Here is a 10,824-nt window from a genome sequence, read left to right on the forward strand (position 1 = left end):
GCGGTAGCGCATCTCCACCTCGCCCTCGAGCACGACGAACACCTCCGCGCCGTCATTGACGTGCCAGCGGTAGGGCTGGTCGGTCCAGTGCAGGCGGACGGTTGCGCCCTCCACTTCGGCCAGGTCGCGCGCGCCCCAGGCGCGGTCGGCGGTGAAGGTGCGGGCGTCGGTGACGATCTTCATGTGGGAGCCTTAGCCGACGCCGGCGCCCGCGCCAAAGCCCGCAGGCCGAAGAGGGCGCCCCACCCGATCACGATGGCGCCGCAGACCAGGAAGGCGGTGCGGTAGTCGCTGACCTGCGCCACGCCCGCGAAGCCGAGGATCAGGCTCGTGTAGGTGAGCTGCATCGCCAGCCCCTTCACCGAGGCCACGGTGGCGCGGGTCTCGGGCGCGAGCGCGTGCTGGAATCGGGCGTCGGCGCTGACGTCGATCACCCGGCTGAGCCCGCCCACCCCGATCAGCAGGACCACGACCCAGGGCCGGAAGACCATCGACGCAGCCAGGATCGCCAGCCCGGCCAGGACCAGCAGGCCGTAGAGCGACTTCAGCCCAAGGCCGTCAAGCCGGTGGGCGAGCACGCTGCCCACCGCCTGGGCCCCGCTCATGGCGGCAATGAACAGGGCGATCTGCGCCGGCCCCAGTCCCACCTCCCGGCCGAAGAGCTGCCAGTAGTCCTCCAGCGCGAGCAGCACGCCCTGGACGCCGGCGATGAACACCAGCAGCGGCAGCACGCCCGGCAGCCGCACCGCGTCGAGCGCGCCCCGCCGCAGGTGCGCGAGGTATTGCGGCGTCTCGGTGGTGGCGGCCCTGGGGACCTTCGGCAGGGAGAGCGCCACGCCCGCCGAGGCGAGCACCGCCACGGCGCTGCCGGCGATCAGCAGGGGATAGCCGAGCCCCACCAGCCCCGCCGCGCCGAGCGAGGCCAGCAACAGACCCGCATACCGGCTGGCCCATGCGCGGCCCATCACCCGGGCGTAGTCGCCGGCCCGGCCGGCGGCCTTCAGCTCGTCGTAGACCAGGGCCTCGAATGTGCCGCTCATCAGCGCGCTCTTCACGCCCCACAGCGTCAACCCGGCCAGGAAGCCCCAGAAGGTCGGGAAGAGGATCCAGATCCCGAATCCGGTCGCCCGGGCGAGCTGGGCGGCGGCCAGCAGCCAGCGGCGCGGCAGGTGGTCGGCCAGCACCCCGGAGGGCACCTCCAGCAGCACGCCGGTGAGCGACCAGGCGGCGAGCGCCACGCCGATCTGCGCCGGCGACAGGCCGGCGTCGGCGAACATCACCGCCGTCAGCGGATAGATCAGGACGAAGGTGTCGAGGAAACGGTAGGCGCAGACCTTGAGGAGGAAGCCGCGCAACCCCGCCTAGGCCAGGAAGCCCGCCTCGGCGAAGTCCAGCATGCGCCGCAGCAGGGCCGCCACGTCGCCTTCTCGGGTGAGGCCGCCTGACAGGTGGTGCAGCCGGTCGAACTCCACGAAGCGGTTGTTGTGGACCATGCCCAGGCAGAAGTGCAGCCGCCAGTAGACCTCCTCGCGCGGCAGGTCCGGCCGGGCGGCGAGCAGGGCGTTCGAGAAGCGCTCCAGGTGCGAGACGTCGTTGCGGATCGCCTCGCGCATCTCCTCCGTGCCCTCCGAGCGGGCGCGGATGATGAACTGCACGGAGATGCGCCGGTCGTTGTCGGGCGCCGCCCACTTCAGGGGCGGGGCGAAATAGGCCTCGAGAATCTCGCGCACGGGCGGCTTGCCCTGGTGGCGGTCGCTGGCCTCGTGGAGCATCCGTGCGCGCTCGCGGTTCAGCTCGCTGGTGCGCCGGCGGAAGATCTCGAAGAGCAGGGCGTCCTTGGAGCCGAAGTGGTAGTTCACGGACGCCAGGTTGACCCCGGCCTCGGCCGTGATGTCGCGCACCGACACGTTCTGGAAGCCGTGCAGGGCGAACAGCCGCTCGGCGGCGTTGAACACCGCCTGCTTGGTGGCGGCCTGGGCCTCTTCGGTCTCGGCCGCGTCGTGAGTGATGGGATCGGTCATGCGAATCCCCGTGAACTTCCCATGACAGTAGGCCTCTTGTGAACGGTCACAAGCGCCGCACCGTCAGCGGGCCAGCTCCTTCATCGCCTTTTCCAGCCCCTCGATGGTCAGCGGGTACATCCGGTCGTTGACCAGCTGCTTGATGACGCCGATCGAGGGCGTGTAGTCCCAGTGCCGCTCGGCGGTGGGGTTCAGCCACACCATGTGCTCGTAGATCTGGGCCACGCGGTCCATCCACACGGCGCCGGCCTCCTCGTTCCAGTGCTCCACCGAGCCGCCCGGATAGGTGATCTCGTAGGGGCTCATGGTGGCGTCGCCGACGAAGATCACCTTGTAGTCGTGCGGGAACTTGTGGAGCACGTCCCAGGTCGGGATCTTCTCGGCGTGGCGGCGGCGGTTGTCCTTCCACACGGCCTCGTAGAGGCAGTTGTGGAAGTAGTAGAATTCCATGTTCTTGAACTCGGACCGCGCGGCGCTGAACAGCTCCTCGCAGACCTTGATGTGGGAATCCATCGAGCCGCCGATGTCGAAGAAGATCAGTACGCTGATCTTGTTGCGGCGCTCCGGGCGCATCTGGATGTCGAGGTAGCCCTTCTCGGCGGTGCCCTTGATGGTGCCGGGCATGTCCAGTTCGTCGGCGGCGCCGTCCCGCACCCACTTGCGCAGCCGGCGCAGCGCCACCTTGATGTTGCGGGTGCCGAGCTCGACCTGGTCGTCCAGGTTCTTGTACTCGCGCTTGTCCCACACCTTGATGGCCTTGCCGTGCCGGCCCTTGTCCTGGCCGATGCGGATGCCCTCGGGGTGGTAGCCGTTGGCGCCGAACGGGGAGGTCCCGCCGGTGCCGATCATCTTGTTGCCGCCCTCGTGGCGCTCCTTCTGCTCCTTGATGCGCTCGGCCAGCGCCTCCATGAGCTTGTCGAAGCCGCCCATGGCCTCGATCTGCGCCTTCTCCTCCTCGGTGAGGAACTTCTCGGAGATCTTCTTCAGCCACTCGGCGGGGATGTCGGCGGCGATGCCCTCGTCCATCCGCTCCAGGCCCTTGAAGACGTGGCCGAAGACCTGGTCGAACTTGTCGAGGTTCTTCTCGTCCTTCACCAGGGCCGAGCGCGACAGGTAGTAGAAGTCGTCGACCGAGCGGTCGATGACGCCCTTGTCGAGCCCCTCCATGAGCATGAGGTACTCTTTCAGCGTCACCGGCACGCGGGCCTGGCGCAGCTCGGTGAAGAAACGCATGAACATGCGGGGTCTCGCGGGACGAACGTTCGTTTGAACGCGAAGGATGGGGCCGCGGGTCCCCGATGTCCAGTGGAAGGGGCTAGCCGACCGGCCCCCGGCAGGCGATGGCGAAGGCCGCCGCCGTGCGGGCGTCCGGCGCCCCGTGCGGTCCGTCGGCGCGCCGGCCGAGGCTGACGGTGACCGGTCCGCCCGCCATCAGCGCCGCGGGCAGGCGGTCGGGCCAGGGCGCGGCGGCGCTCAGGCCGACCGCGTCCGGAAGCGCCGTGAGCGGAAAGTTCTCCTCGCCGATCGTGAGCCGGACCGGTCCGGCGCCGCGCAGCCAGGCGCTGGCGACGAACAGGTCCTGCGGATTGCGACGGCAGGCGATGCGCAGGACCTCGCGGCCCTCGGCGTCGGCGTGCACAAGCGCCGCGCCGGCGGTGGCCGAGGCCTGCATGGTCCAGCGCGCGGCCTCGTCCGGCGGCTCGGGCGGGACGGTGGCGCAGGCGCAGAGCGCGATCGCGAGGAGGGGGGCTGCGGCTCTCATCCCCGCCCGAACGCCTGGCGGCAGAGTTCGGTGGCGAAGGCGTCGCTGATCATCAGCTGGCGGTCGGCCAGCAGGGCCTCCACGGGTCCGCCGGCGTCCACCACCACGTGGATCGGATAGCGGCCGACGACGGCGCGGGTCTTCGGGTCGACGAACTCGGCCACGCCGGCGATCTCATGCTCCCCGCCTCCGTTCAGCAGCTGGGCGAGCCGGCCCTCCCGGTGGGTGCGCGAGACGTGCAGCCGCAGGTCCAGCTTTTCCGGGCCGCGGGCGCAGTCGGCCATGTTCTCGTGCACCGCGTCGGTGAAGGTGTCGGGAAAGTCGGGATTTCCGCTGACCCAGTCGCTGGTCATGCGCACGACGTTGATGTGGCTGCGGGCGGCGACCTCGGGCGCCATCGGCACGGGCGCGACGCCCGTGGTGGCGGTCGCGCAGGCGGCGAGCGACAGGGCCGCAGCGGCGGCGAGTATCGGACGGAGGGTCATCGGGCGGTCTCTATGGTCAAGGTTGTTCTCCAACAGCCACGCCCGACCTGACGCCCGGATGAACGGCGAAGCCTGTTTCCGTTCAGGCCTCCACCGCGCGGAGCTTGCGCCAGACGGTCATGCGGGAGACGCCGAGGCGGCGGGCGATCTCCACGGGGCCGACGCCGGCGCGTTGGAGGTCGCGGATCTCCTGGGCCGCGGCGGGCCTGCGGCGACGGGAGAAGCTCACGGGTTCCAGGCTCGCCACCGCCTGCAGGGCCGCGCGCAGGGCGGGGCCGCCGGCGCCCTCGGTGCTGAGCTGCGCCTCCAGGACGTAGAGGCTCGCGCCGCGCTGCCCCAGGCGCTCCACCACGTCGAGGATGGCGCGGCCACCCGGACCAAGCTGGCCCAGCCGGGTCACCACCAGCTGGTCGCCGGAACCTATGAAATCGAGGATCGAGTCGAGCACGGCGAAGTCGTCCGTCCCGGGAAGGCCTGGCTCTTCCGCGCGCACCACGTGGCAGCCCATCGCCTTCAGGGCCGCCGTCTCACCGGCCGACTCCTCGTCCCTCAGCCGGACATATCCGATCCGCAGCATCCCGCACGCTCCCAGCAACTTTGCCGATTGAGGCGAAGGTTTCAAAAGAGCGGCCACTCGCCAAGGGGGGATTTCTTAAATCGCGGCAATATTCGCCGCTCGATGGCATCAAATTAGGCAAAATTGTGTTCCCGCCCAGCGTCTCTGGCGGGTTCTGTAGAAAAACTCACCGCAGCTTTGCGTAGGATGAATTCGCGGTCGACTGTGCCTCCCACGGGGAAGCCGTATTCGCCGACCTGCGTGAATCCGTGCCGGCCGTAGAACCGCTGGGCCCCGTGGTTCTCGGACCAGACGCCGATCCACACGTCGCGGGGGCCGGCGCGCAGCAGCCAGGCCATCGTCTCGCCGAACAGCCGCCGTCCGAGGCCGCCGTTCTGCCAGGTCTTCAGGAGGTACAAGCGCTTGAGCTCGCCGCACGACGGCGTCACCTCCGGGTGCGGCAGGCCGCAGGGACCCGCCTCGGCGTAGCCGACGACCTCCCCGCCGGCTTCCACCAGCCAGGCCGCCTTCGCCGGATCGGCGAGGGTGCCGCGGGTCCGTTCGAGGCCGTAGGCCTCCTCGAGGAACTGCGCGAGGTCCTCCGGCGGATAAAGGTGGCCGAAGGTCTCGGTGAAGGTGAGGGCGCCGATCCCGGCGAGCGCCTCGGCGTCGTCCGGGCCGGCGCGGCGGATGATGGGTTCAGGCATCGGCGGCGGAGAGAGTTGGGTTAGGATCACGGGATGACCATCGCCCTCTACACCCATACCGACATGCTCGACCACCGTCCGGGCGACTGGCACCCGGAGCGGCCGGAACGGCTGCGGTCGGTGATCGACGCCCTGCAGGACGCGTCGGACCTGGACCTCGCCCCGGCCGACGCGCCGCTGGCGGAGGAGGCGGACCTCGCCCTGGTGCACCCCCAGGCCTACATCGACCGGATCCTGGCGCTGCGCCCCGGGACCCATCCCCTCGAGCTCGACCCGGACACCTACATGTCGGCCGGCAGCGTCGCGGCCGCGCGTCGGGCGGCCGGCGCGGCGGTCTGCGCCGTGCGCGACGTCGCCGCGGGGCGCACCCAGCGGGCCTTCTGCGCGGTGCGCCCGCCCGGCCACCACGCGGAGCCCTCCACGCCGATGGGGTTCTGCATCTTCTCCAACGTCGCCATCGCCGCCCGCGCGGCCCAGGCGGCGGGGCTGCATAGGGTGGCGGTGGTGGACTTCGACATCCACCACGGGAACGGCACCCAGGCGGCGTTCGCCGGCCGCGAGGGCCTGTTCTTCGCCTCGATCCACCAGTGGCCCATGTGGCCCGGCACTGGCCACCCGTCGCAGGCCGCGCCGCCGAACATCGTCAACACCGTCGCCCCGCCCAACGCCCCGCCGGAGGTATGGCGCCAGGCCTTCGAGCGGCTGATGGAGAAGGTGGACGCCTTCGCGCCCGACCTGATCATCGTGTCGGCCGGCTTCGACGCCCATCGCCGAGATCCCATCGGCGAGGCCGGCCAGAACCTGGAGGAGGCCGACTTCGCCTGGGCCACCCGCGCCATCGCCTCGGTGGCGAACCGGCGCGCCAAGGGGCGGGTTGTGTCCTCGCTTGAGGGCGGCTACGACCTTGAGGCTCTGGGCCAGTCGGCGCTTGCGCACGTCAGGGCTCTGTCAGAGGGGTGAGGGAACGCGGCGCGGGGTGTGAATCCGACGTCGACCGGATGGAATGGCCAGCGTCTTGACCGCCGAGGTTCCTGTCGCATCCGCGAACACCCGTCCGGGCGCCATCATCCTGGCGCGCCACGGGGAGCCCGCGCTGTCGCGCAAGGTCAGGCTCACCGCCGAGGAGTACCGCACCTTCTGGGAGAGCTACGAGGTCCTGGGCCTGCTGCCGGGCCAGACGCCGCCCGAAACCCTCCTGCGGTTCGTCGAGCGCTGCGGCGCCCTTGTCGCCTCGACCCGGCTGCGTTCCATCGAGAGCGCCGAGGCCCTCGCCCGGGGCCGGGAGTTCACGCGCCACGACATGCTGATCGAGGCTCCACTTCCTCCGCCGAAGTGGCCCGGCTGGGTGCGGATGTCGCCGAAGATGTGGGGTTTCTGGGCCCGCGTCTGGTGGTGGTTCTTCGACCACCACGAGGGGGGCGAGACCCGCCGGGAGGCCGAGGCGCGGGCCGACGAGGCCGCCGCCATGCTCGTCGACCTGGCCGAGCGCGGCGAGGACGTCGTCGTGCTCGCCCACGGCTTCTTCAACTTCATGATCGGCCGGGCGCTCAAGCGGCGCGGCTGGCGGCTCGCCTGGAGCGAGGGCTACAAGTACTGGTCCATGCGCCGCTTCGAGCGGGGACGCTGAGGCCCTAGGCCTTCAGCGATTGCCAGGGCCCGGTGATCGCGATCGTCGTCCCCGGGAAGTAGATGTTCAGGAACAGGGTGGAGCCGTCCGGCGAGAAGCAGGCGCCGGCGAGTTCGGTGTTCGGCGCGTTCTTCAGCGGCGGTGTCGTGGCGTTGCGGCCGACGGTGTAGACCTGCCCCTTCGGCGTCACCGCCTTCAGGGCGTTCTGGCCCATGTACTTGTCCTCGCAGACGAACAGGTGGCCCCAGGGCGAGACCGAGATGTTGTCGCACATGGACATCACCTCCTTGTCGGTGGGCTCCAGGAAGAGCTCCAGCTCGCCCGGCCGGTCCTTCTCGCCGGGCCGGCCCTCCTGCGGGCTCGGCCGGTAGCGGAGGATCTGGCCGTTACGGCTCGGGCCGCCCGTCGTGCAGGTGAAGAAGAACTCCCCGTCGCCGAAGTGGATTCCCTCGCCACGCGCGAACCAGGCCGCGCCCTTGGCATGGCCGCGATGGCGCAGGTCGTTGTGCGGGTTGTCGACGCCGTCGAGGTCGATCCAGACCACCTTCCTGCGGTCGCCGACCTTCCAGGCCGGGCGGTCCCAGTTGCGCAGGTCGAAGTCCGCCCCGTCGCGGAAGCCCAGCGCCTGCAGCCGCCCGCCGGCCTGGAGCTTCGCCGGGTCGGCCGGCAGATAGCGGTAGAACAGGCAGAAGCCGTCGGCGAAGTCCTCGGTCAGGTAGACGATGCCGGTGCGCGGGTCGGTGGCCGTCGCCTCGTGCTTGAAGCGGCCCATGCCGGTGATCGGGACCGGGTCGGCCAAGCCGCGCAGGTCGGCCGGCACCTCGAACACCCAGCCGTGATCCTTCGTCCCCCCTTCGCCGGCCTTGATCTCGGTCTCCTCGCAGGAGAGCCAGGAGCGCTGCGGCGTGCGGCCGCCGGCGCAGTTCACGATGGTGCCGGTCAGGCTGAGGTGGTGGGTGACGAGGCGCTGCTGCCTGAGGTCCCACACCAGGGTGGTCGTGCCGCCGTCCATCGGAACGCCCGAGGCGGTACGGTCCCAGGCCTTGTCGCCCGGCACCTTGGAGGCGAGCGCGCCGTCCTTGCCGAAAGCCGAGCGGTCGGGCTCGGACGGCCGCTGCTCGTGGTTGCGGACCAGGATCACGCGGTTCGGGTCCGAGGCGTCCGGGAAGCAGCCCATGCCGTCGTGCTTGCCCGGCGTCAGCAGGCCGTCGTCCATCGGCTGCCCGGCCCGGGAGACGATCCTGTAGGAGAAGCCCTCCGGCAGGTCGAAGATCCCCGCCGGGTCCGGAACCAGCGGGCCGTAGCCGGTGATCTCGTTGCGGTAGCCCGCGGCAGGCTGGGCGACGGCGCGCGACAGGCCCCCGAAGGCGGCGGAGGTGGCGGCGAGCGCCAGGAAGTTGCGGCGGCTGACGGACATCTGAAGGTTCCCCGACTTGGATCCGACCTATCGCGCTGCAAGGTCACAGTCCAATGACGGATGTGCGGCCCAATGACGGTTGTGCCGGGCAGGCGCGGGCCTTAACGGTTGGGCGCTGTCTGGTTCGCCCGCCGCGGGAAAGGTGACATGTCCGAAGCCGCCGACATCGAGGCCCTGTCGTTCGAACAGGCGCTCGCCGAGCTGGAGCAGATCGTGGCGCGCCTGGAGTCGGGCCAGGCGCCGCTGGAGGACTCCATCCGCATGTACGAGCGCGGCGCGGCGCTGAAGGCCCATTGCGAGAAGCGCCTGGAGGCCGCGCGGCTGCGCGTCGAGAAGATCGTCATGGGCGCCGGCGGAGCCGCCGAAGGGCCCCGGGGGGTCGAACCGGCCGAGTTCAGCTGATGACGGACCTCGGCAGGCGCGTCGCCGAGGCGGCGGACCTCGTGACGGTGGCGCTGGACGAGCTGCTGCCGCGCGGGGAGGGGCCGGAGTCCCGGCTGACGGAGGCGATGCGCTACGCCGCGCTGGGCCCCGGCAAGCGCCTGCGCACCTATTTCGCCCTCGAGACCGGCCGGATGTTCGGGCTGGCCGAGCGCTCGGTGCTCCGCTCGGCCTGCGCGCTCGAATGCATCCAGGCCTACAGCCTGATCCACGACGACCTGCCGTGCATGGACGATGACGACATGCGCCGCGGCCGGCCGACCGTGCACAAGGCCTATGACGAGGCCACCGCCGTCCTGGCCGGCGACGCCCTGCAGACCGCCGCCTTTGAGATCCTGGCCCACCCCGACACCCATCCGGACGGCGCGATCCGCGCCGAGCTGGTGACGAAGCTCGCCCTCGCCTCGGGCGCGAAAGGCATGTGCGGCGGCCAGATGATCGACATCCTGGGGGTCCGCGACGACATCGGCGGGGTCGCGCGCATGCAGCGGCTGAAGACCGGCGCGCTGATCGCCTGCGCCTTCGAGCTGCCGCTGGTCATGGCCCGCGCGAAGGAGGCCGAGCGTCACGCGCTGCTGGCCTTCGCCCACGACCTTGGCCTGGCCTACCAGATCGTCGACGATCTGCTGGACGCCGAGGGCGACCCCGAGAAGATGGGCAAGGCGGCCGGCAAGGACGCAGCCAAGGGCAAGGCGAATTTCGTCACCCTGCTGGGCGTCGACGCCGCGCGCGAGCGCCTGGGCCTCCTTCAGGAGCAGACGAAAGATCACCTGGAACCGTTCGGCAAACAGGCCGAATTCCTGCGGGCCAGCGTCGATTTCGTGCTAGAGCGCCGCCACTAGTTCGTCAGCCGACCCGCGTTCCATGTCCCCAGCCACACCGCTCCTCGATACGGTCTCCACGCCCGCCGACACGCGCGCGATGACCATCCCGCAGCTCCGCCAGCTGGCCGACGAACTGCGCGCGGAGACCATCGACGCCGTCTCCCAGACGGGCGGCCATCTGGGCGCCGGGCTTGGCGTGGTCGAGCTGACCGTCGCCCTGCACCACGTCTACGAGACGCCCCGGGACATCCTGATCTGGGACGTCGGCCACCAGGCCTATCCGCACAAGATCCTCACCGGCCGCCGCGACCGGATCCGCACCCTGCGCCAGGGCGGCGGCCTCTCCGGCTTCACCAAGCGCGCCGAGAGCGAGTACGACCCGTTCGGCGCGGCCCACGCCGCCACCTCGATCTCGGCGGCGCTCGGTTTCGCCGCCGGCCGGGACCAGCGCGGCGACGACAACCGGGTCGTGGCCGTCATCGGCGACGGCTCGATGAGCGCGGGCATGGCCTACGAGGCCATGAACAACGCCATGGAGACGACGAAGCAACTCACCGTCATCCTGAACGACAACGACATGTCGATCGCGCCCCCGGTGGGCGGGATGAGCGCCTACATGGCCCGCCTGGTCTCGGGCGGGGGCTACCAGTCGATCCGCAACCTCGGCAAGGCGGTCACCAAGGCCTTCCCGCGGCCGCTGCAGGAGGCCGCCCGCAAGGCGGAGGAGTACGCCCGCGGCATGGTCACCGGCGGGACCTTCTTCGAGGAGCTGGGCTTCTACTACGTGGGCCCGATCGACGGCCACGACATGGACGCCCTGGTCCACGTCCTGCAGAACGCCCGCAACATCACCGACAAGCCCGTCCTGGTCCACGTGGTGACCCAGAAGGGCAAGGGCTATGCGCCCGCCGAGAACGCCGCCGACAAGTACCACGGCGTGGTCAAGTTCGACGTGGTCACCGGCGCCCAGGCCAAGAGCCAGAC

Annotated in this window: 13 protein-coding genes and 1 pseudogene; 5 read left to right on the forward strand and 9 right to left on the reverse strand. The window is 70.5% G+C overall.

The window, feature by feature from the left end; genetic code table 11:
• The 8 genes and pseudogenes from V7Z97_RS17160 to V7Z97_RS17195 form a co-directional block, all read right to left on the reverse strand.
• Positions 1 to 183: pseudogene (locus V7Z97_RS17160) on the reverse strand (cupin); the annotation flags it as partial.
• Positions 180 to 1,355 (reverse strand): MFS transporter, encoded by a 1,176-nt coding sequence (locus V7Z97_RS17165; RefSeq protein WP_334164658.1) that lies wholly within the window; start codon positions 1,353 to 1,355, stop codon positions 180 to 182. The pseudogene V7Z97_RS17160 and the gene V7Z97_RS17165, both read right to left, overlap by 4 nt.
• Before the next feature lie 6 nt (positions 1,356 to 1,361).
• Positions 1,362 to 2,021: a TetR/AcrR family transcriptional regulator gene (locus tag V7Z97_RS17170; RefSeq protein ID WP_334164659.1), complete on the reverse strand. Its 660-nt coding sequence runs from the start codon at positions 2,019 to 2,021 to the stop codon at positions 1,362 to 1,364.
• 63 nt (positions 2,022 to 2,084) lie between these two features.
• Positions 2,085 to 3,260 (reverse strand): vWA domain-containing protein, encoded by a 1,176-nt coding sequence (locus V7Z97_RS17175; protein WP_334164660.1) that lies wholly within the window; start codon positions 3,258 to 3,260, stop codon positions 2,085 to 2,087.
• A 76-nt stretch (positions 3,261 to 3,336) separates the two neighbouring features.
• Entirely contained in the window at positions 3,337 to 3,783 is a 447-nt protein-coding gene (locus tag V7Z97_RS17180) for a hypothetical protein (RefSeq protein ID WP_334164661.1), read from the reverse strand.
• Entirely contained in the window at positions 3,780 to 4,268 is a 489-nt protein-coding gene (locus V7Z97_RS17185; RefSeq protein WP_334164662.1) for a hypothetical protein, read from the reverse strand. The genes V7Z97_RS17180 and V7Z97_RS17185 overlap by 4 nt, the downstream gene beginning before the upstream one ends.
• 82 nt (positions 4,269 to 4,350) lie before the next feature.
• Entirely contained in the window at positions 4,351 to 4,845 is a 495-nt protein-coding gene (locus V7Z97_RS17190) for a recombinase family protein (RefSeq protein WP_334164663.1), read from the reverse strand.
• 113 nt (positions 4,846 to 4,958) lie between these two features.
• Complete coding sequence (locus V7Z97_RS17195) at positions 4,959 to 5,531, reverse strand: GNAT family N-acetyltransferase (RefSeq protein ID WP_334164670.1); 573 nt, start codon at positions 5,529 to 5,531, stop codon at positions 4,959 to 4,961.
• Positions 5,532 to 5,564: 33 nt separating this feature from the next.
• Between V7Z97_RS17195 and V7Z97_RS17200 the strand changes: the two genes are divergently transcribed.
• Positions 5,565 to 6,491, forward strand: coding sequence for a histone deacetylase family protein (locus V7Z97_RS17200; RefSeq protein ID WP_334164664.1), 927 nt, complete (start codon positions 5,565 to 5,567; stop codon positions 6,489 to 6,491).
• A 43-nt stretch (positions 6,492 to 6,534) separates the two neighbouring features.
• Positions 6,535 to 7,158, forward strand: coding sequence for a histidine phosphatase family protein (locus V7Z97_RS17205; RefSeq protein WP_334164665.1), 624 nt, complete (start codon positions 6,535 to 6,537; stop codon positions 7,156 to 7,158).
• Between the two features lie 4 nt (positions 7,159 to 7,162).
• On the opposite strand, the gene V7Z97_RS17210 is transcribed toward V7Z97_RS17205, so the two are convergent.
• Complete coding sequence (locus V7Z97_RS17210) at positions 7,163 to 8,575, reverse strand: alkaline phosphatase PhoX (RefSeq protein WP_334164666.1); 1,413 nt, start codon at positions 8,573 to 8,575, stop codon at positions 7,163 to 7,165.
• Positions 8,576 to 8,722: 147 nt separating this feature from the next.
• Here V7Z97_RS17210 and V7Z97_RS17215 point away from each other — a divergent pair, with 147 nt between their 5' ends.
• The 3 genes from V7Z97_RS17215 to V7Z97_RS17225 all read left to right on the forward strand — a co-directional run.
• Positions 8,723 to 8,977: an exodeoxyribonuclease VII small subunit gene (locus tag V7Z97_RS17215; RefSeq protein ID WP_334164667.1), complete on the forward strand. Its 255-nt coding sequence runs from the start codon at positions 8,723 to 8,725 to the stop codon at positions 8,975 to 8,977.
• Positions 8,977 to 9,858 carry a polyprenyl synthetase family protein gene (locus V7Z97_RS17220; protein ID WP_334164668.1) on the forward strand — a complete coding sequence of 294 codons (882 nt, stop codon included), beginning with the start codon at positions 8,977 to 8,979 and terminating at the stop codon, positions 9,856 to 9,858. Before V7Z97_RS17215 ends, V7Z97_RS17220 begins: the two co-directional genes overlap by 1 nt.
• A 22-nt stretch (positions 9,859 to 9,880) precedes the next feature.
• Positions 9,881 to 10,824: 1-deoxy-D-xylulose-5-phosphate synthase N-terminal domain-containing protein (locus V7Z97_RS17225; protein ID WP_334164669.1), on the forward strand; the 944-nt coding region annotated here is incomplete at its 3' end.

It is taken from the genome of Phenylobacterium sp., assembly GCF_036821595.1.
Classification (GTDB): Bacteria; Pseudomonadota; Alphaproteobacteria; order Caulobacterales; family Caulobacteraceae; genus Phenylobacterium.

Bases quoted from the DNA above. Each gene is read 5' to 3' on its own strand.
- V7Z97_RS17170 (WP_334164659.1), bottom strand. From the start codon at position 2,021: ATGACCGATCCCATCACTCACGACGCGGCCGAGACCGAAGAGGCCCAG.
- V7Z97_RS17175 (WP_334164660.1), bottom strand. From the start codon at position 3,260: ATGTTCATGCGTTTCTTCACCGAGCTGCGCCAGGCCCGCGTGCCGGTG.
- V7Z97_RS17180 (WP_334164661.1), bottom strand. From the start codon at position 3,783: ATGAGAGCCGCAGCCCCCCTCCTCGCGATCGCGCTCTGCGCCTGCGCC.
- V7Z97_RS17185 (WP_334164662.1), bottom strand. From the start codon at position 4,268: ATGACCCTCCGTCCGATACTCGCCGCCGCTGCGGCCCTGTCGCTCGCC.
- V7Z97_RS17190 (WP_334164663.1), bottom strand. From the start codon at position 4,845: ATGCTGCGGATCGGATATGTCCGGCTGAGGGACGAGGAGTCGGCCGGT.
- V7Z97_RS17195 (WP_334164670.1), bottom strand. From the start codon at position 5,531: ATGCCTGAACCCATCATCCGCCGCGCCGGCCCGGACGACGCCGAGGCG.
- V7Z97_RS17200 (WP_334164664.1), top strand. From the start codon at position 5,565: ATGACCATCGCCCTCTACACCCATACCGACATGCTCGACCACCGTCCG.
- V7Z97_RS17205 (WP_334164665.1), top strand. From the start codon at position 6,535: ATGGCCAGCGTCTTGACCGCCGAGGTTCCTGTCGCATCCGCGAACACC.
- V7Z97_RS17210 (WP_334164666.1), bottom strand. From the start codon at position 8,575: ATGTCCGTCAGCCGCCGCAACTTCCTGGCGCTCGCCGCCACCTCCGCC.
- V7Z97_RS17215 (WP_334164667.1), top strand. From the start codon at position 8,723: ATGTCCGAAGCCGCCGACATCGAGGCCCTGTCGTTCGAACAGGCGCTC.
- V7Z97_RS17220 (WP_334164668.1), top strand. From the start codon at position 8,977: ATGACGGACCTCGGCAGGCGCGTCGCCGAGGCGGCGGACCTCGTGACG.